Origin of the sequence: Cellulosilyticum lentocellum DSM 5427 (assembly GCF_000178835.2) — a bacterium.
Classification (GTDB): Bacteria; Bacillota; Clostridia; order Lachnospirales; family Cellulosilyticaceae; genus Cellulosilyticum; species Cellulosilyticum lentocellum.
In genome coordinates this window covers 3,155,558-3,174,499 of the sequence record NC_015275.1, presented here as the reverse complement: position 1 = coordinate 3,174,499, position 18,942 = coordinate 3,155,558, and the positions used below count along the sequence as shown (strand labels likewise).

The window sequence follows — 18,942 nt, the reverse complement described above, 5'->3', positions numbered from 1 at the left end:
AACCAAAGAACGGGGGAAAGCTTATGAGAATACAAAAAATACTTGCTTTAATAAGTACCCTGGGTTTACTAGGAGCAAGCTTAACAGGCTGCACTGCAGATCATATTGCTGCTGAGGAAAATACACCTGTAAAAACAGAAGGGCGTCAGCTCATTGTTTATAATGTAGGCGATTACATTGCCCCAGAATTAAATGCTGAGTTTACGGCAGAAACAGGGATTAAAGTGATTTATTCAGAGTATGCTAATAATGAAGAAATGTATGCAACAGTAGCACCTGGCAATATACAGTATGATATTCTAGTGCCTTCAGATTATATGATTGATAAAATGATTAATGAAGGACGATTAGAAGAAATAGATATGAGTAAAATTCCTAACTATGACAAAATAGATTCGGAATTTAAAAACTTAGATTTCGACCCAGAAAATAAATACTCAGTACCTTATATGTGGGGAACAGTAGGTATTTTATACAATACAAAAATGGTAGATGATCCAGTAGATAGCTGGGATGTTTTATGGAATGAGAAATATAAAGATCAAATTTTTATGTATGATAGTGAACGAGATTCTATCATGGTAGCACTCAAGAAGTTAGGATACTCCATGAACACTAGAAATCCACAAGAACTAGCAGAGGCAAAAGAACTACTTATAGAGCAATTTCCATTAGTACTTGCTTATGTAGGAGATGAAGGCAAAGGTAAAATGGTAAATGGTGAGGCGGCTATGATGATTGCTTGGGCAGGAGATGCAATGCTGGCTATGGATGAAAATCCTGATTTAGCTTATGCTATTCCTAAAGAAGGTTCCAATTATTTCGTGGATTCTTTCGTTATTCCTAAAGGTGCAAGCAATAAAGAAGAAGCTTATGAATATATTAATTTCCTATGCAGACCAGACATTGCAGCTAGAAATGCGGAATATATAGGTTACTCAACACCAATTAGTGAAGCAAAAGCGTTACTACCAGAGGAAATACAAGAAAGTGAGATCGCTTATCCTGATGCTTCTGTTTTAGGGAATCTAGAGATGTTCAACGACCCTTCAGATGTAATTGAGCTATACACGACCATATGGTTAGAGGTAAAATTATCACAATAGGTTTTATTTTATAAAATAGGAATAGTGGAGGGATGTTATGAACACAGAAAATGAAATGCTAGAAATGGGAGTAGAAGATGAATGGTTTGAAGGTGGTGAGTTTCTACCGGAGAAGAATAGTAGTGCAGGAGCAACCACTTCTTTAGTATTAGGTATTATTAGTTCTTTAGCATGGATTATTCCAATTATCGGTTTACCTATTACAGTTGTGGGGATTGTATTAGGGGCTATTAATATGAAGAGTAAAAAGCATAAAGGAATAGCTATTGCAGGTTTTGTAGTTAATATTGTGTTTTTAGCAGCAACAATTGCAAAGGGAATTTTAGATATTATTAAATGTTTCAAGAAAAAATAGTAAGATAAAAAAGCTCATCTAAAGGGATGAGCCTTTTTTATTAATAAGAGAAGAAAGAGGAATATTTAAAGTTTCGACAAGAATTCACAGTTTTTATCCTCTATTCATAGTATATGGTAAGGGCAAAATAAAGGAGGAATCAGGGTGTATAAAAGTGTTATCATTATTAACGGCGATACACTAGGAAGAGGCGATGAGAAGGTAGGACAGACATTACTAGGGACTTTTTTACGCAAGGTACTTGCTAGTATGGATAAACCTGAAGCTATTGTCTTTTATAATTCTGGAGTTAAGCTCTTAACTAAAGAATCTCGCTACCTAGAAGTACTAGATGGACTTGAAGCAAGTGGCATAGAACTTTTAGCTTGTGGAACCTGTGTGTTTCATGTATGTGGTCAGCGTTCACTAGCAGTGGGGAGAATTAGCAATATGGAGGAAATAGCAGATTTACTTATTAAAGCGGAGAAAGTTGTCACGCTTTAAAGGGTACAAACTAGACGGTATAGTCAATAACTATACCGTCTAGTTTGTGTTTGCCCATAATAAATGAGCTGTTACATTTTAGTAGCAACAGCTCATTAGTATTGATTAGGAATCTTCTTTAAGTTCTTGAATGTGAAGAGTAAGGTCTTCGATGACTTTTATAATCGCATCTATGTCATCTTCTTGAATGTAGTCTACGGAACCTTTTATATATTTTTGCTCAGAATCTGAAGAAAGGGAAAGTAGTGCTCTTTGAGTTCTAGCCCAGTTACTATAAATATTAGCATGAGATGTGATGATACGAATAGGAATATCACCTAAGTTGCCACCATCTAATACCTTTTGCCCATTTTCTTGAAGCTTTAATTTTTCAGAAATCATATTGCGATTCCAGGTTTTTTCTAAACCAATACCTTTATTGAGAGATTGAAGTGTGGGATCATAATCCTTATGAGTACCTAGCGTATTGTTTACCATGTTGGTACCACTAAATAAACGTAATATGCCTGTATTACGAAGGCCGTTAGTTAAGAATGATTCAATAATCATAATATTATTAAAGTCTACGCAAAATTGAGGCGAAGCTCCCTCGATAAGAACAATACCAGCTACATCTTCAGGATAAAGTTGGGCATAGCGCAATACTTCCAAAGAACCCATACCATGAGCTACAAAAATAAAAGGCTCAATATAAGTATCTTCATCATCAGGTATTTCGTCGCTATGTAGTAAAGTATAAATTTCTTTACAAATGGTATCAATATCTCTTGAAGCAGAGGTTGTCTCACTCCAACCATAACCTGGTTTATCGTAAACCTTCACAGGATGAGTAGCAGCCAGCTTGCTATGAAGTGGATAAGTCTCTACATAAGGAACATTAGCACCTATATCAGTAGTAAAGACGATAGGCATTTCACCAGAACCACCTTCATAAAGATGCATTTGAACATCATCCACTTCTACTAAACGACCTAAACGGCCTAGAGAACTGGCGGAGTAGTAAGTTCCGAGTTGCTGATAAACAATACCTAATAAAATGAGGCCAAGAATAGCAAAGCGGAAAATATGTTTTTTACGTTTTTCATGTTTTCTACTAAAACTTTTTATTTTCATGTTTTTATTTGGATCCATTGATTAATCTCCTAAAATATAACAAAATACGTTAACACTTGACTTCTTTCTATTATATCATAAGTGAGTTATAAATTTGAATGCCTAATACAAAGATGTTTATATTTTCCTTGTAAAAAGTTTATGTCAAATAAGGGACTCTAGCTAGTCAATTTAGGGAAAATAGTATACTATGAGAGGTAAGAAAGACGGTAATTGAGGTGAAACAATGAAAATTTTGCATACATCAGATTGGCATTTAGGCAGAAGCCTTCATGGCTATTCATTAATAGAGGATCAAGCTTATGTGTTAGAGCGTTTATTAGAAAAGATTAGAGAAGATCAAGTAGACCTTCTAGTGATTGCAGGTGATATTTATGATAAAAGTATTCCTACAGAAGCAGCTGTAGAGCTTTTTAATCATTTTATTAGCAAAGTGACCTTAGAGTATAAAATAAGTACCATTATTATTTCTGGCAATCATGATAGTGGTGAGCGTATCGACTTTGGCAGTAAGTTATTTGAAAGTCAGCATCTCTACATAGTAGGGAAATGTCCTAAAGGTTATCAAAAGGTTACGGTTAAGGTCCAGGATGAAGAACTTGATGTTTTTATGATACCCTATATTGAGCCAGCTCATGTAAGAGAAATAGCAGAAGATGATACCATTAAAAGGCATGATGAAGCTATGGCTTATTTAATAAAAGCTATTGAAAATGAGAAGAGAGAAGTGCCTACTTTATTAGTGGCACATGCCTTTGTAGCTGGCGGAGATGTATCTGATTCAGAAAGAAGATTAAGTGTAGTAGGTGGAGCTGAGCTAGTAAGTGCTCAGCATTTTAAGAATTTTACGTATACAGCTTTAGGACATCTTCATAAGAGACAAGCTATGGGAGCAGAAAACATTCGCTATAGTGGTTCACTTCTTAAATATTCAGTATCTGAAGCTAATCAAAAGAAAGGCTATGTCCTTCTAGAGATAAAAAAACAGAAGCTTGTAGCTATTGAAGAAAAAGAACTAGCAACCAAACGTAATGTAAGGGTTTTAACAGGACTTTTAGAAGAGCTGATTGCATCAGCTAGCCTAGATGCTCATAAAGATGACTATGTATTTGTTCGTATTAAAGGTGTGCCTGTAGCAGATGTAACAGCAACACTCAGACATATTTATCCTAATATTTTAGGTAGTGAATGGGTAAAAGATGAAGCTTCAGGAGAAGCGGTTGAAGAGCAAAAACAAGTGGACTTTATGGCCACTAAGGAAAAAACAGTTACTGAGGTATTTATGGAGTTTTTAGATTTTATAGGTGAAACTGAATTTGATGAAGAAGAAACGAAGTACATCAAGGAAATTGTTCAGGAAATAGAGGAGGGAAAATATGAGGCCTAGATTACTTAAAATGACGGCTTTTGGGCCTTATGCAGGAGAACAGATCATTGACTTTGAACGTTTAGAAGATGCTAATATGTTTTTAATTTATGGTCCTACAGGTGGAGGGAAGACTACTATTTTAGATGCCATTTGTTATGCATTATATGGTGAAACCAATGGAGGGGAACGAAGTGGTGAAACCATGCGTAGTAAGTTTGCTGATGAAGATACTATTACAGAAGTAGAACTTTATTTTAAACTGCGTCAGGATGAGTATCGTATTGTGAGAAGACCTCAATATGAAAGAGCGGCTAAACGTGGCGGTAGTAGTGGTAAGCTAGTAAAGGTGGCTAGTGAGGTTGAACTTTATAAAAAAGAGGAAGATACTTATAAGTTAGTAACGGCCAAATATAATGAAGTTGGCGAAAAGATCAACGAGCTTTTGCATTTTAACATTGGGCAGTTTAGACAGGTCATTATGATTGCTCAAAATAAGTTTAGGGAGCTTCTCACCGTAAGTAGTAAAGAAAGGCAGCAAATTCTTCAAGATATTTTTGAAACAGGTATTTATCAGAATGTAGAAAAAGCTTTAGAAATCCTATATGCGGATATTAAAGATCAAGTGAAGGAAAAACAGTTAATTTATGAAAATACATTAAGTCAAATTGAAGCAGGAGAAGATGTTCGCTTAAAAGATTTTTTGAGTACAAAGGTCATTTATAATGCACCAGAGGTATGTGACATTTTAGAATGCATTTGTAGTGAGAAGAAAGAGGAACAAGAGCAGCTAGAGCAAGAACTAAAAAAAGTTGTGGCCCAATTAGAAGAGAGCCAACAGCAGTTAGTTAAAGTCAATAAACAGTATGAGGAAAAGCAGGAACAAGTCCGTTTAGAAACAGAGTTAACAGGCCTCATAGCTAAAAAAGAACACTACAATCAGCTTGAAGTTAAAATTGAAAAAGCAGAAAAAATACTTCCTATTATCCCACTAGAAACCATTGTGCTAGAAGTTAAAAAAGAGTACTTGGCATGTGAAGAGACTTTAAAAGTACAAGTAGCCTCTTTAAAAGAGATAGAAGATAAATTAAAGCTTTGTGAAACGAAATTGAAAGAACAGGAAAACTTACCTGTAGAAGTAGAAAAACTAAAGAAGGAATATAGCATTTTAGAAACCTATGTACCTAAAGTAGTACAATTAGCTGCTAAATACGAAGAAAGAGAGCAGAAGCAAAAAGCGCTTAGCATTGGAGAGGACACCTATAAAAAACTACTCGAAAAGGAAGTTCTATTAGATAAAGAAATAGAAGAAAAAGAGTTAACCATTAAACAAAAAGATACCCTTCAAAAAGAATTAGCTGAGAAGCTGGTCTTACAAAAAGAGATGTTAGAAATATTAAAGCAAAAAGCTGAAAGAGTAAGAGAAGAAGCACATGCTACCAAAGTGCTTTCAGAATTAGATAAACAGTATGAACTCATTAAGCAAAAAGAGCAGCTACATCAGCTACATGAAACGCATTATAGAGAAGCTTTTAAACTCTGGTTTAATAATCAAGCAGGGGTATTAGCCGAAACTTTAAAAGATAATGAACCTTGCCCTGTGTGTGGTTCCTTAAAGCATCCACAAAAAGCTGTTTTGACAAGTGATCATATCACGAAGGAAGCTTTGGACAAAATGGAGAAGGAAATTAAAGAGTTAGAAACAGAGTTAGGCAGTTTGAGAGAAACTAAATCAGCTTTAGAGAAAGAATGTAAGCTTCTTAAAGCGAGATTACAAGCATATGACGAGGCTTTAGTAGGTAAAGAGACTATTAGTGAAGAGGTTTTACACAAACTAAAGGAGGAAATAACTACCCTAGAAGCAAAATTAGGAGAACTTGTCCAGATGCAAAAAGCCTTAGAAGCCAATCGCCTAGAGAAAAAGACGATTATTGAGCGAAAGGAAAAAGGAGCTACTTATATTGCAGAACAAAAAGAAGGTTTAAGTGAAGTAACAGCTTATATTACGAGTATTGAAACAGAAGTGCCAAAAGAGCTTAGAGAAAAGGTGGCTTTAGATGCTATGTTAGAGCAGTTAAAAGCTGCTTATACAGCTAAAGAAGCAGCATTTAAGACACTTAAGCAGCAGCAAGAAAGACAAAGTACAGAAAAAGCACAGCAAAGTACAAGAGTGCTCGAAAACCAGAAACGAGCAGTCACTTTAAAAGAACAAGGGGCTAAAAAGCGCCTTGAGTTTGAAAATGCCTTAGAAGTTGCTGGTTTCAGTGATATGGGAGATTTTAAGATTTACAAAATGACACCAGAAGATCTAGAAACGGCTAAAGCTGATTTAGGTGAGTATAAACAAAGAAGAAATTTACTCACAAGTCAGTGTAAAGAGCTTCAAGAAAAAACAAAAGATTTCTCAGAAGAAGAAAGAGTGAGCGTTACCAATAAGCATCAAGTATTGATGGAGCAAAGCACAGCTTTAAGTTTAAAGGTTAATGAAGTGAAAAATAATCAAATGAAGCATTTAAAGATTCAGCAAGCATTAACTCATCTTTATGATGAGGTTAAAACCATAGTAAAAAAACAAAGTGTTATTGAAAAAATTAGTAGCTATGCGAAGGGAAAGAATAGAAAGGGACTTTCTTTTGAAAGATATATTCAAAGTAGCATTTTTGAGGAAGTTTTAAGAAGTGCTAATAAGAAATTAAGGCCGATGACCCATAATCGTTATGAATTATTCCGTAGTGACGATTTATCTCGTGCTAATGCACAAGCAGGTTTAGATATTGGCATTAAGGATTATTATAATAATGAGACAAGGCCTGTAACAACCTTATCAGGTGGTGAAAGTTTTATGGCAGCACTAGCGCTAGCCCTCGGCTTATCTGAAGTGATTCAAAGATTAGCAGGAGCTACGCCACTAGATACGTTATTTATTGATGAAGGTTTTGGTAGTTTAGATGAAGAGGCACTAGAGCTAGCTATTAAAACTTTACTAAGTATTCAAGATACAGGTCGTTTAATAGGAATCATATCACATGTAAAAGAGTTACGAGAACAAATCCCAGTAGGTCTTGAAATTACTACAGGGGCTAGAGGAAGTTCAGCTTCGTTTAAACTATAAAGTAATTTCCTAATGCTTTTTAACAGGAATCTGTGTTACAATATGATGAAGATCAATACAATAAAATGGAAGCATTGTTTTAAGCATAAGGAGTTGAAATAATGGACATAAACAAGATTGTGCAGCTTTTATCTGAAAAGATACCTACTCAGCACATTTTAACCCATGAACCAATGAAAAATTATACCACCTTTAAGATTGGTGGCCTAGCAGATATAATGGTTAAACCAGAAAACAAAGAGCAATTAAGTACTATATTGCAGGTGTGTGCCACAGAAAAAGTACCTTATTATATTTTAGGCAATGGTAGTAATTTACTTGTATCAGACGCAGGTTATAGAGGTGTTATTATTCAGCTTTATAATCAGTTTGCAGAAATTACTGTAGAAGATAACAGGATTACAGCGCAATCTGGTGCACTTCTTGCTAGAATAGCAGCTAAAGCATTAGAAAATGAATTAACTGGTTTTGAGTTTGCTCATGGTATACCTGGAACCTTAGGTGGAGCAGTAGTGATGAATGCAGGTGCTTATGGCGGTGAAATGAAGCATGTCATTGCTTCCTGTGAAGTTATGACACCAGAAGGAGAAATATTAAAGCTTTCTAATGAGGAATTAGAGCTAGGTTATCGTACCAGCGTTATTCAAAAGAAAGGCTATATTGTTTTAGAAGCTACCTTTATACTAGAGCCAGGAGATAAAGAGAAAATTCAAGAGCTCATGAAGGATTATGCAGGGCGTAGACGTGATAAGCAACCACTAGATAAACCAAGTGCAGGCAGTACTTTTAAAAGACCCGAAGGTTATTTTGCAGGAAAGCTTATTATGGATAGTGGTTTAAGAGGTTTTCAGGTAGGTGGCGCTATGATATCTGATAAACACTGTGGTTTTGTAGTCAATACTGGAGAAGCTACTTGCGAGGATGTGATTCATTTGATTCAAGAAGTGAAACGCATTGTTAAAGAAAAATTTGATGTAGAGCTAGAGCCAGAAGTAAAAATGCTTGGGTTTTAACGATAAAAGGAGGGGCTATCTTAATAGCCCCTTTATATAAAACTTGTATGATAAAGAAGTAAAGCGAAAGGAATAGGAGGGAGTCTTATGAACTTTGTCATTGTTACGGGCATGTCAGGAGCAGGGAAAAGTAGTGCTATTAACTGCTTTGAAGATATGGGTTATTATTGCGTAGACAATTTACCACCTACACTGATTAAAAGCTTTGCAGAGCTTATTGTTTCACAACAAAATAAGCTAAGTAAGGTTGTTTTAGGTATAGATACAAGAGGAGGCAGTTTATTTGCTGATTTATTTACGAGTTTAAATGAACTCCAAAAAAGTGGACATACTTATGAGATTGTATTTTTTGATTGCAGTGATGCAGAACTGATTAAACGTTTTAAAGAAACAAGACGTTTACATCCGCTAGCTCGTAGTGAAAGAATTGAAGAGGGAATTGAAAGAGAAAGACGTATATTAAGAGAAATAAAGGAAAAAGCTAATCATATCATAGACACTTCTTATATGCTCCCAAAAGATACAAGAGGCGTATTATATAAGATTTATTGCGAAGACAAGGCTTTCGATAGTTTAATGATTACTATTGTATCCTTTGGATTTAAATATGGGATTCCTATTGATGCAGATTTAGTATTTGATGTCCGTTTTGCTCCGAATCCTTATTATATTCCTGAGATGAGACCACATACAGGGAATGAATCTATTGTCAGTGATTATGTCATGCAATTTGAGGTAAGTCAAACCTTCCTTACAAAGCTTCAAGATATGATTGCCTTTTTGATTCCTAACTTTAAAAAAGAGGGGAAAAATCAACTCGTTATTGCTATTGGTTGCACAGGCGGTAAACATCGTTCTGTCACTCTTGCTAATGCACTCTATGATTATTTACAAAATGAGGGGCACACTGTGATTAAACAGCATAGAGATATAGAGAAGGATAGTAAAAGAGGGAAATAAATGATAAAAACAACGCAGCAAAATAAAAAGATTGTAGTAATAGGTGGCGGAACAGGATTATCAACCATGCTAAGAGGCATTAAAAAATATACCTCACAGATTACAGCTATTGTAACTGTTGCAGATAATGGGGGAGGCTCTGGAAAACTAAGAGAAGAAATGGGGATTATTGCACCTGGAGATATACGAAACTGTATTGTAGCACTAGCTAACACAGAACCTATTATGGAAAAGCTTTTGCAGTATCGCTTTAAAGAAGGAACCTTACAAGGGCAAAGCTTTGGAAATCTTTTTTTAGCTGCACTGACGGATGTAACAGGTGGTTTTGAGGAAGCAGTGCGTGTAACAAGTAATGTTTTAGCTATTACAGGGAAAGTATTGCCCGTTACATTAGAAGATGTACACTTAGAAGCTACCTTTGACAATGGACAATGGATTTCAGGTGAAAGTGAGATTGTGGAATATGGTAAAGGAAGTGGACATAATATTACTACCATTAAGCTTGTACCTAGTATGCCACAGCCAGCGCCTGAAGTAATTGAAGCCTTAGAAGATGCAGACTTAATTATATTAGGGCCAGGGAGTTTATATACCAGTATCATTCCTAATTTGCTGGTAAAAAACATTAGTTGTTATATTAGAGAAGCTAAAGCTGAAAAGCTTTATGTAGCTAATTTGATGACACAACCAGGGGAGACTAGTGATTTAAGCCTAGAAAGACACCTTATGATTTTAGAAGGCTATTTGGGTAAAGGTGTTATTAATCAAGTGATTGTTAATAATGAAGTAATAGAAGAAACGTATTTAAGACAATATTTGGAAGATGGTGCAAGTGTCTTAAAGGTTGATGAAACGCATCCTATATGGGATAATATTAAAATAATAGAAGCACCCCTTGTTAAAGTAGACCAAGATAAGAAATTCATTAGACATGATGCTGACAAATTGGCAAAATGTATTTTTGAGGAGATTTAGTACAAAAATTACATAAGATGAGGTGACTGAGATGTCCTTTTCTTCCGATGTAAAAAAAGAACTCACATGTGTATCGATAGGTGCGAGACATTGTATGATAGCAGAAATTGCAGCCATGATTATTATGGCGGGAGAAGTAAAATATGAAGCACATCAGTTTCGTATTAAATTTCAAACAGAAAATGCGGCTATTGCAAGAAAATACTTTACAATGATAAAAAAAGCTTTTAATATAAATACTGAGGTAGTCCTTAAAACACATAAAAAAATGCATAAAAAGCAAAATTATGTAATTGTCACCAAGACCAGTGAAGAAGCAGAAAAGATTTTAAGGGCAACTACATTATTAAAAGATGAATCAGGTCATCCTACCCTTAGAGATCATGTGGATTTAACCGTTATACAAAGTATTTGTTGCAAGAGAGCGTACTTAAGAGGAGCCTTTTTGGGAGCAGGCTCTGTAAGTGACCCAGAGAAGGGCTATCATTTAGAGTTTGTTAATCAAACGGAAAAACAAGCTGAATTCTTGAAGGATATTATGATTTCTCTTGAGATGGAGCCTAAAGTTGTACCACGAAAGAATAATTTCGTGTTATACTTAAAAGAAGGGACACAAATTGTAGACTTACTCAATATTATGGGAGCTCATATAGCTCTTATGGAACTTGAAAATGTACGTATTGTTAAAGAGGTAAGAAATAATGTCAATCGTATTGTTAACTGCGAGACAGCTAATTTGAAAAAAACAGTATCGGCAGCTGTACGGCAGATGCAAGATATTGAGTTCATACAAAACACAATAGGGATATCAGCATTACCTGAAAACTTAAGACAAGTGGCAACTTATCGTTTGGAGTATCCAAGTAGCTCACTTAAAGAGCTAGGGGAACTGCTTATGCCACCCGTTGGAAAATCAGGTGTTAACCATAGGCTTAAGAAAATTAGTGAAATAGCAGAGCAAATTAGAGAAACAAGAGGAGGAAGTAAAAATGGTTAAAGAAGTACTTAAATTAGAATTAAAAAATGGTCTTGAGGCTAGACCTGCAGCATTATTTGTGCAGATTGCAAGTAAATATGAAAGCCATATTTCAGTTACAGTAAATGAAAAACAAGTAAATGCTAAAAGTATTATGGGGATGATGTCTTTAGGTGCTATTAAAGGTCAAAATATTGAAATTGTAGCTGAAGGTCAAGATGAAGAAGAAGCAGTAGCTGCACTTATTAAGTTCTTAACAACACAAGAAGTAGCAGAATAATTAAGTTTAGTTGAAGAGGCTATTATAAAGGTGATTGGTACAATCGCTTTTATAATAGCCTCTTTTATTATAAGTAAATTACATTTTGGAACTACTTGTAGATTTAAAGGAATGATGTAGTTTATAATAAAGCATGAACATATAGAATAGATACAGATTAAAATAAGGGGGCACATCAGTGAAGCGACAAATAAAAAGATGCATAAGAGGTATACTATTTTTGGTTTTCATGTATAGCATGACTATTGTAACCATGGCAAGTGTGCCTAAGACGATTAAAGTAGGGCTAGAATCAGTTTATAAAAACCAAGGAACTATGGTTTTATCAGGTAATCAAAACTTTGAGATAGGTTATTTTGATGATAAAGGCTTTACTGCTATAGGCGCACTTAATGCTTCAAATTTAAGTTTAAGAACTACATCTAATAGTTATTATGATATAGGTTTAAGTTTTAATAACTATTCTTCGGCATTAGAAGCTGCTAAATTATATAGTAGCACAGCAGTAGTAGGTTATACTTCAGCAGGTACTTTTAGTGTATATAGCTTAGAAGCAACTAATAGCCTAGGAGCAGTACCAAGTAGCAACTTAGTAGAGGTCTATGATACAAGTAATCAACTTCTTTTAGTAACTGTTAAAAAGAGTGACTTAGTTTTTTGTAGTTTTGATTTAAGTTCAGGTTTATATTTAACGCAAGTAGGAAGTAGTAGCCGCTATAGAGGGGCTATTGGCTTAGGCGGTGATAGCGGATTAACACCTTATAATGTTCTGTTTATGGAAGAATATTTATATGGTGTATTACCAAAAGAAATGTCGGCTTCTTTTCCAATAGAAGCATTGAAGGCACAAGCTGTAGCAGCAAGATCTATTGCTACTTACCAGTATAATAGATATAGTAGTTCTGGATACAATGTAGTTGATACTACCTCTACTCAAGCTTACGGTGGCTATAATGCGGAGAAGGATACGACGACTGCAGCAGTAGATATGACTTATAATGAGGTCATTCGTTATAATGGAGCTATTGCAGAAGCGGTATACTTTTCTACTAGTGGGGGAGTAACAGAAGCAGCTAAAGAAGTATGGGGAAGTGAGATTGCTTACTTACAGTCAGTAGTAGATTTGTATGAAACAGAGCCAGCTATGCCAGCATGGACAGCCACGGTTTCAATGGATGAAATAGGAGCGGCTTTAACCCGTAAGGGAGTTAATATTGGAACGCCTACTAGTATTTCTATTACAGGAAGAAGTTTATCTGGAAGAGTAAAAGAGTTAACCATTTATGGAACAGTAGGAACTTATACAGTAAAAGGAACAGAAGTAAGAACATTCTTTTCGGGAACTACTGCCGGTTCTTTAAAAAGTACATATTTTAGTTTTTATGGTCCTATTGGAAATGTAAATAGCGGTGGTTCAAGCGGTAGTAGTAATACTGTTACGGTACTTTCTGGTTATGGCAAAGAGCAAGTAAGTAAGGATAGTCTAGTAGCCATGAATAGTACTAGTATGAGTACCTTACCTAGTAAAGTAGCTGTATGGTCCGAAAATGGTTTAAGCTATTTAAATGGTAGCAGTGGAGCATCAGGAGCAACAACTCATCTAGGCTTAGAAACAGCAACAGGTAATGTGACGATTTATGGTGCTGGATATGGTCATGGGGTAGGAATGTCTCAAAGCGGTGCTAAAGGTATGGCTAAGGCTGGATTTATGTACGATGAAATTTTGAAATATTATTATAGTGGGGTAACGGTTTCTAGATAGCAATGAAAAGCCACTCTTGAGAAATATAAACAATAGTATTTCTATTAGAGTGGCTTTTATTTATAATCTTATAATTGAGTAGTAATCAAATGATTGAAAATATATAGTTTTATGTATTGATATATATAAATAGTTAAAAAACGAAACAAATCGAGTCTGCTAACGTCTAATATATTAGATTGAATGGAATAAGGAGGAGGGGAAAATGGTGAAGAAAAGTCGTTTAAAAACAGTTATCACAGGTATTAGCTTACTGTTAATGATCTTAATAGTCATCATCGTAGCAAGAACGACTAAACAGAACAATGGAGACAATCAGCAGTTAGACTTAGTCAGTCAGGGAGATAAAGTCATAGCAAAGATCTATGACAGTCAGCAAGCGATTTATAATGAGGAAGGACAAGTGCCTAATGCAATTTATCATTTTTCTAAAGAACAGCTTATACAGTTAGCAGAAATGATGAATTTTAAAGATTGGAAAGCATACAAAGGTAACATGATATATGATATGGCATTGAGTCTGGTGATTCAAGTAAATGACAAAGATTGTTATTATGTGTTTCCTAATGTAGAAAATCAAACTTATATAGAAATATATGATACTAGTCAAAGTGAAACGGGAAGCAAAAGATATTTTGCACCTAAAGAAATTTATGAAACAGTCAAAGGTTATATCATGTCTCAGGGAACAATAGTACAAGGAGACATGGAAAATAGTTTAACAGCTGAGATTACAGAAGTGAAGGATCAAATACTTTTAGTCAAAGGTATTGATGAGGCAGCACTAAAAAGTATAGGAGATGCTTGTTATCTTACCATTAATAAAGCAAGTACGACAATTCTAGACTCTGAAGGGCAAAAGGTGAATTTATCTTATTTAAAGACAGGTATGCAGATTAAAATAAAATTATTAGGTGGCGTTTTAGAATCTTATCCGTGCCAAGCTGAAGCCTTGGTAGTTCAGGTCATACAATAGGAAAAACAAATGACATTTGACTGCAGAAAAAGTGCCTTTCTTTTATTAAGTTTATACGCTATTATACCTGTTTTATATATGATAGAAGCTTTTCCCAATATTAATCTGACCTATTTAGCAGCCATGCTATTAGGAATTGTTTTATTGGTTAATATATCTTGTAATAATTATAAAGTAACTATTAATGATGAAGCTTTAATTGTTTATCGTGTAATAGGAAAAGAGGTACATATTGATTTAAAACAAGTGCATAAGATACAATTATTAGCTATTGGAAAGAACATGAAGCTTATAGTAATTACTGGAAATAAGCAATATGCGTTTGCCATTAATGGCTTAGATGAAAAGCGAATCGCCTTATACTTAAATACTTTAGGTAATCAATCTGCAATAAAAATAGAAGTAGATTTACAATATGGGAAAAACAAACAGGCTTATGATATAAATAATTTTTCCTAAATCTTTTCATACTAAAGGTGTAATTTATTATTAATGGAGGAAATCGTATGGCAAAAGAAAAAGGTTTTGCAAGTTTTACCCCTGCTGCTGCTGAAGCCTTCAGTAAAGACGAACAAAAGAAACGCCCTCAAACAGGACTTCAGCGTTACAAAGAAAAAATGGCAAAACAATCTGAGGTGAAATAAGTGGATGAAGTAACCAAAAAGCTAGTGCCACAACAAGGGTCTCAAAAAAGTAGAAGTAAAGGTGGTTTAGAAGTAGATCCAGGAACTAAAGCTACTGACTTTAAAAAGCATTGGAATCATAACACAAAAAATAATCATTAATAACTTTATAACTAACGCAAAAGGGATTCGAACTATGAGCAAAAGTGCTTATAGTTTGAATCCCTTTTCTTTATTTTTACTTTTGCTTATAAGTATCTACCTATTTGTATAAAGCATTAAAAAAATGATAAAATGCAAGAGGGGGTACAAACTATGCGTATTAATAAATTACTAAGTAACAAAGGCATCTGTTCTAGAAGTCAGGCACATCAGCTGATTGTAGCAGGACGTGTGAAGGTGAATGGTCAGCTTTGCATACCAGGACAATGGGTAGAAGAAACGGATGAGATTTTATTAGATGATAGACCAGTTAAAGAGAAAGAGCGTCTCTATATTATTTTAAATAAGCCAGTTGGTATTGTTTGTACAGCAGCGGAGGGAGTGAAGGATAATATTATCCGTTATATGAATTATCCAGCATATTTATTTCCAGTGGGAAGACTTGATAAAGATTCACAGGGACTTATTTTGTTAACCAATGATGGAGATTTAGCTAGCGATATATTAGAAGCAGAAAAGGGACATGAAAAGGAATATATGGTGCAAGTAGATCGCCCCTACGAAGAGGATTTTCTTCATAAAATGAGTCAAGGGGTTAACTTAGGAGATGGTGTTATCACAAGGATTTGCCAGGTGAGTGCTATAAATGAGGATACTTTTCGCATTATACTGACTCAAGGTATGAATCGCCAAATTAGAAGAATGACAAAAGCTTTTGGCTATAACGTTGTGCGATTAGAGCGTATTCGTTTATTAAATATCGCTTTAGGCCCATTAGCTTATGGTGAGTGGAGAAAACTAACAAACCTAGAAGTAGAAACGCTAAAATCTGAGATTGAAGGTAATAAAGTTAATCAGATAGAGCAAAACAAATAAAAAACACGATTTCATAAGGATTAATATAGCCCGATGAAATCGTGTTTTTTGTATCATTTTTGTTAGCAATACTTTCTATTAATATCTTAAAGTGATTAAGCCTTTATCTTTGTATCTTGGTGTTCTATCAAGACGTTTTCTAGTGTATCATGAGCATCGGCTGCTGCTTCTCCTATATTGAATTTAGCAACAATGATTTCTCCCTTTAGTAGCACTAAGGTTTGAGAGCCATCAGGATTAGAGACAATCGTAGAATGAGATTCTTCTTTTTCGCTACTAGAAGAAGTAGTATTAATACTCGTAGGATTGGTTAAAGAAGAGTCGAAGGTATGAGCGGATTCTTCGTTTAAACGTTCTTTAGAAGCCATGCTTTTTGAACTTTCTTGTTCATAAGCTAATTGTAAATCAGAAGCCTTTGCTTCATCATCTGCTTCTGTAGGGAGTAGAAATTCACTATAATCGCCTTTAAAGCCGTATTGTTTTAATAGGTTTTTAGTAAACTGATTGTATCTGATAACATCAGCTTTATTTCTAAGAGGATGGGCTTCTAAATAAGCTTCTTGTTGTTTTTTGATAGCTTCTTTTTCTTCGTCAGTTAGGCCAGTGTAGTATTCATCTTGATAACCTTTAATCGCTTTATGAAATTGGTCTTTAAGTAAGGCAGATTCATTTTTCGATGTTTCTTTCTCGTAGGGAGAGGTGATAGTAGTTACAGAATTCATATAATCTGATATGTTCAAGGTAATAGCCTCCTTTGTTCTATGTTAATGGATAATCCATACTGTAATATATATCGTCAATGAGTGTTAGTTGTAGTACAAGTAAATTGATGTAATATTAAGAATAGAGATACTTGTTGATAATCGGCTTAATAAGCTCTATTTTTATAAGTAAGTTAAAAAAGAAAAAGTAATTGCGACAATAGAGTAATAAACGAAGGGGACTTAAGTATGAAAAAAAGTACTGCTCATAGTTGTCTGTCTATTAGGAATGGGGTAAAGCCTGTGGGTGCAGTCCAATGAAGCTTCTTTAGATGAATAGAGTCAATAAAAATGATGATTAAAGCGAAATGCTTATTTAAGAGTGCTTCATTTTTTATATATTGAAGAGAGATAGAATAAAAGCAGATTGGTTGAAATTGTATATAATACTATGTAGAATTAAAGGTAATAATAAAACGTGGATGATAAAATAAGGAGAATAGTAATGTTAAAAGCATGGAATCATTTTATGACGATTAATAAGCATAGATATATGGTAATGGTGCACTGTTATAAAGCAGGTATTTTTTGGCAGGGGTGTCTTCATGACCTTTCTAAATATAGCTTTTCAGAGTTTTTTGTTGGAGCAAAGTACTATAGTGGGAAAAGAAGTCCTAATGAAGCAGAAAGGGAAGCTTATGGCCATTCTAAAGCGTGGCTTCATCATAAGGGGAGAAATAAACATCATTTTGAATATTGGACAGATTATAATCCTACTACTAAGAAAATTGAGCCTGTTGAAATGCCTCTTCGTTATGTTAAAGAAATGTTTTGTGATAGAGTAGCAGCTAGCAAAACGTATTTAAAGGACGCTTATACAGAAGGACAACCATTAGAATATTTCTTAAACGGAAAAGAAAGGAGGAGCGGAAACATACATCCAGAAACATCTAAGCTTCTTGAACAGTTACTAATCATGTTAGCAGCAAAAGGAGAGAAAACCACCTTTAAATATATGAGAAGTTTAAAATAAGGATTGTAAGGGCTGTTATCCGCTTTTTGAAAAGAAAACAAGTTAATAATAAGAAATAAAGAAATTTATATGACATGTAGCTGTCATATTTAGAAGGCTATACTCTAAAAAAAGCTAAGGGGAGAAAACGGATGAAAATCATTAGAGTAACCAAGGAAAATTTAGAAAAAGAACATATATGTTGTGCCATTTCTAGCAATAAGGACTGCCAGGTGGTAGCTAAAAAGAGATGGATGTCAAGGCAATTAGAGGAGGGACTAGTCTTTGAAAAAGCTGATGTAAGGGGAAAGGCTTTTATTGAATACATACCAGCTGAAAAAGCATGGTGTCCTGTAGATGCACCTGGTTATATGTTTATTAATTGCTTATGGGTATCAGGACAATTTAAAGGAAAAGGCATAGCTAATGAGCTTTTAAGCAGTTGTATTGAAAATAGCAAATCAGAAGGTAAACAAGGGATTGTTATTATTTCCTCAGCCAAAAAGAGACCTTTTTTAGCTGATCCAACCTTTTTAAAATATAAGGGTTTTACAGTGGCAGACGAAGCTAATCCTTACTTTACCCTCATGTATTTGCCTTTTGATGAAACTACTCTTAAGCCTAAATTTAAAACTTGTGCAAAGCAAGGCATGATAGAAGAAAAAGGTGTAGTCATTTACTATAGTGCTCAATGTCCTTTTACTGCTAAATATGTTCCTCTCGCTGAACAAGTAGTAACGTCTAAAGGCATTGCCTTTAAAGCTATTGAATATAAGTCAGCAAATGAGGCTCAAGTAGCAGCTGTGCCATCTACTTCCTATAGTTTGTTTTATAACGGAAGATTTATCACTAATGAAATTCTAAGTGAGAAAAGGTTAGAAAAATTATTAGAGGAATAGTACTTCTTCAGTAAGTAGAAGAACTCAATTACAATGCGAGTCAATGTAAAATAGAGTAAGAGATAGGGGAGATTCCGTGAGGAGCTCCCTTTCTCTTATCCCTTTAATATCTCTCTAGAATGTGTTATGATTGTTGAAGAAAAATGCATATTGCTACGGCAATGAATGCTTATTAAACCAAAGATAGTAGGA

At 34.6% G+C, this 18,942-nt stretch carries 20 protein-coding genes; 18 read left to right on the top strand and 2 right to left on the bottom strand.

The window, feature by feature from the left end:
* The first annotated feature begins 23 nt into the window (after positions 1-23).
* From CLOLE_RS14620 to CLOLE_RS14610, 3 genes are all read left to right on the top strand, one after another.
* Positions 24-1,106, top strand: a complete 1,083-nt coding sequence (locus CLOLE_RS14620) for an ABC transporter substrate-binding protein (RefSeq protein WP_013657909.1) — start codon at positions 24-26, stop codon at positions 1,104-1,106.
* A gap of 37 nt (positions 1,107-1,143) precedes the next feature.
* On the top strand, positions 1,144-1,461 hold the full coding sequence (locus tag CLOLE_RS14615) for a hypothetical protein (RefSeq protein ID WP_013657908.1): 318 nt from the start codon (positions 1,144-1,146) through the stop codon (positions 1,459-1,461).
* A 144-nt stretch (positions 1,462-1,605) separates the two neighbouring features.
* Positions 1,606-1,944: a DsrE family protein gene (locus CLOLE_RS14610; RefSeq protein ID WP_013657907.1), complete on the top strand. Its 339-nt coding sequence runs from the start codon at positions 1,606-1,608 to the stop codon at positions 1,942-1,944.
* Positions 1,945-2,049: 105 nt separating this feature from the next.
* Here CLOLE_RS14610 and CLOLE_RS14605 read toward each other — a convergent pair whose 3' ends face one another.
* Complete coding sequence (locus tag CLOLE_RS14605; protein WP_013657906.1) at positions 2,050-3,075, bottom strand: alpha/beta fold hydrolase; 1,026 nt, start codon at positions 3,073-3,075, stop codon at positions 2,050-2,052.
* Positions 3,076-3,283: 208 nt separating this feature from the next.
* Between CLOLE_RS14605 and CLOLE_RS14600 the strand changes: the two genes are divergently transcribed.
* The 13 genes from CLOLE_RS14600 to CLOLE_RS14550 all read left to right on the top strand — a co-directional run bounded on the left by CLOLE_RS14600 (position 3,284) and on the right by CLOLE_RS14550 (position 16,138).
* Positions 3,284-4,444 (top strand): exonuclease SbcCD subunit D, encoded by a 1,161-nt coding sequence (locus CLOLE_RS14600; RefSeq protein ID WP_013657905.1) that lies wholly within the window; start codon positions 3,284-3,286, stop codon positions 4,442-4,444.
* Complete coding sequence (locus CLOLE_RS14595; protein WP_013657904.1) at positions 4,434-7,535, top strand: AAA family ATPase; 3,102 nt, start codon at positions 4,434-4,436, stop codon at positions 7,533-7,535. The genes CLOLE_RS14600 and CLOLE_RS14595 overlap by 11 nt, the downstream gene beginning before the upstream one ends.
* Before the next feature lie 101 nt (positions 7,536-7,636).
* Entirely contained in the window at positions 7,637-8,548 is a 912-nt protein-coding gene (murB, locus tag CLOLE_RS14590; protein WP_013657903.1) for a UDP-N-acetylmuramate dehydrogenase, read from the top strand.
* Between the two features lie 87 nt (positions 8,549-8,635).
* Positions 8,636-9,508, top strand: coding sequence for an RNase adapter RapZ (gene rapZ, locus CLOLE_RS14585; RefSeq protein WP_013657902.1), 873 nt, complete (start codon positions 8,636-8,638; stop codon positions 9,506-9,508).
* On the top strand, positions 9,509-10,483 hold the full coding sequence (locus CLOLE_RS14580) for a gluconeogenesis factor YvcK family protein (protein ID WP_013657901.1): 975 nt from the start codon (positions 9,509-9,511) through the stop codon (positions 10,481-10,483).
* A 31-nt stretch (positions 10,484-10,514) separates the two neighbouring features.
* On the top strand, positions 10,515-11,480 hold the full coding sequence (whiA, locus tag CLOLE_RS14575) for a DNA-binding protein WhiA (RefSeq protein ID WP_013657900.1): 966 nt from the start codon (positions 10,515-10,517) through the stop codon (positions 11,478-11,480).
* Positions 11,473-11,739 carry an HPr family phosphocarrier protein gene (locus CLOLE_RS14570; RefSeq protein WP_013657899.1) on the top strand — a complete coding sequence of 89 codons (267 nt, stop codon included), beginning with the start codon at positions 11,473-11,475 and terminating at the stop codon, positions 11,737-11,739. Before whiA ends, CLOLE_RS14570 begins: the two co-directional genes overlap by 8 nt.
* A 178-nt stretch (positions 11,740-11,917) precedes the next feature.
* A complete protein-coding gene (locus CLOLE_RS14565; RefSeq protein WP_013657898.1) occupies positions 11,918-13,501 on the top strand; it encodes a SpoIID/LytB domain-containing protein in 1,584 nt (527 codons plus the stop codon).
* Between the two features lie 205 nt (positions 13,502-13,706).
* A complete protein-coding gene (locus tag CLOLE_RS14560; RefSeq protein WP_013657897.1) occupies positions 13,707-14,477 on the top strand; it encodes a DUF3221 domain-containing protein in 771 nt (256 codons plus the stop codon).
* A gap of 9 nt (positions 14,478-14,486) precedes the next feature.
* Positions 14,487-14,936: a hypothetical protein gene (locus tag CLOLE_RS14555; RefSeq protein ID WP_013657896.1), complete on the top strand. Its 450-nt coding sequence runs from the start codon at positions 14,487-14,489 to the stop codon at positions 14,934-14,936.
* Positions 14,937-14,983: 47 nt separating this feature from the next.
* The gene (locus tag CLOLE_RS23120) at positions 14,984-15,121 is read left to right on the top strand and encodes a hypothetical protein (protein ID WP_013657895.1); all 138 of its coding nucleotides are present in this window, start codon (positions 14,984-14,986) and stop codon (positions 15,119-15,121) included.
* Positions 15,122-15,262: a hypothetical protein gene (locus CLOLE_RS23115; RefSeq protein ID WP_013657894.1), complete on the top strand. Its 141-nt coding sequence runs from the start codon at positions 15,122-15,124 to the stop codon at positions 15,260-15,262. It begins immediately after the preceding gene.
* Positions 15,263-15,415: 153 nt separating this feature from the next.
* Positions 15,416-16,138, top strand: a complete 723-nt coding sequence (locus tag CLOLE_RS14550; RefSeq protein ID WP_013657893.1) for a pseudouridine synthase — start codon at positions 15,416-15,418, stop codon at positions 16,136-16,138.
* Between the two features lie 95 nt (positions 16,139-16,233).
* Here CLOLE_RS14550 and CLOLE_RS14545 read toward each other — a convergent pair whose 3' ends face one another.
* On the bottom strand, positions 16,234-16,878 hold the full coding sequence (locus CLOLE_RS14545; protein WP_013657892.1) for a hypothetical protein: 645 nt from the start codon (positions 16,876-16,878) through the stop codon (positions 16,234-16,236).
* Between the two features lie 466 nt (positions 16,879-17,344).
* On the opposite strand from CLOLE_RS14545, the gene CLOLE_RS14540 reads away from it, so the two are divergent.
* Entirely contained in the window at positions 17,345-17,872 is a 528-nt protein-coding gene (locus CLOLE_RS14540; RefSeq protein ID WP_013657891.1) for a DUF5662 family protein, read from the top strand.
* A 131-nt stretch (positions 17,873-18,003) separates the two neighbouring features.
* Positions 18,004-18,750, top strand: a complete 747-nt coding sequence (locus CLOLE_RS14535) for a GNAT family N-acetyltransferase (RefSeq protein ID WP_013657890.1) — start codon at positions 18,004-18,006, stop codon at positions 18,748-18,750.
* The last annotated feature ends 192 nt before the right edge of the window (positions 18,751-18,942 follow it).

Bases quoted from the DNA above. Each gene is read 5' to 3' on its own strand.
- CLOLE_RS14620 (WP_013657909.1), top strand. From the start codon at position 24: ATGAGAATACAAAAAATACTTGCTTTAATAAGTACCCTGGGTTTACTA.
- CLOLE_RS14615 (WP_013657908.1), top strand. From the start codon at position 1,144: ATGAACACAGAAAATGAAATGCTAGAAATGGGAGTAGAAGATGAATGG.
- CLOLE_RS14605 (WP_013657906.1), bottom strand. From the start codon at position 3,075: ATGGATCCAAATAAAAACATGAAAATAAAAAGTTTTAGTAGAAAACAT.
- CLOLE_RS14600 (WP_013657905.1), top strand. From the start codon at position 3,284: ATGAAAATTTTGCATACATCAGATTGGCATTTAGGCAGAAGCCTTCAT.
- CLOLE_RS14595 (WP_013657904.1), top strand. From the start codon at position 4,434: ATGAGGCCTAGATTACTTAAAATGACGGCTTTTGGGCCTTATGCAGGA.
- murB (WP_013657903.1), top strand. From the start codon at position 7,637: ATGGACATAAACAAGATTGTGCAGCTTTTATCTGAAAAGATACCTACT.
- rapZ (WP_013657902.1), top strand. From the start codon at position 8,636: ATGAACTTTGTCATTGTTACGGGCATGTCAGGAGCAGGGAAAAGTAGT.
- CLOLE_RS14580 (WP_013657901.1), top strand. From the start codon at position 9,509: ATGATAAAAACAACGCAGCAAAATAAAAAGATTGTAGTAATAGGTGGC.
- whiA (WP_013657900.1), top strand. From the start codon at position 10,515: ATGTCCTTTTCTTCCGATGTAAAAAAAGAACTCACATGTGTATCGATA.
- CLOLE_RS14570 (WP_013657899.1), top strand. From the start codon at position 11,473: ATGGTTAAAGAAGTACTTAAATTAGAATTAAAAAATGGTCTTGAGGCT.
- CLOLE_RS14560 (WP_013657897.1), top strand. From the start codon at position 13,707: ATGGTGAAGAAAAGTCGTTTAAAAACAGTTATCACAGGTATTAGCTTA.
- CLOLE_RS14555 (WP_013657896.1), top strand. From the start codon at position 14,487: ATGACATTTGACTGCAGAAAAAGTGCCTTTCTTTTATTAAGTTTATAC.
- CLOLE_RS23120 (WP_013657895.1), top strand. From the start codon at position 14,984: ATGGCAAAAGAAAAAGGTTTTGCAAGTTTTACCCCTGCTGCTGCTGAA.
- CLOLE_RS14550 (WP_013657893.1), top strand. From the start codon at position 15,416: ATGCGTATTAATAAATTACTAAGTAACAAAGGCATCTGTTCTAGAAGT.
- CLOLE_RS14540 (WP_013657891.1), top strand. From the start codon at position 17,345: ATGTTAAAAGCATGGAATCATTTTATGACGATTAATAAGCATAGATAT.
- CLOLE_RS14535 (WP_013657890.1), top strand. From the start codon at position 18,004: ATGAAAATCATTAGAGTAACCAAGGAAAATTTAGAAAAAGAACATATA.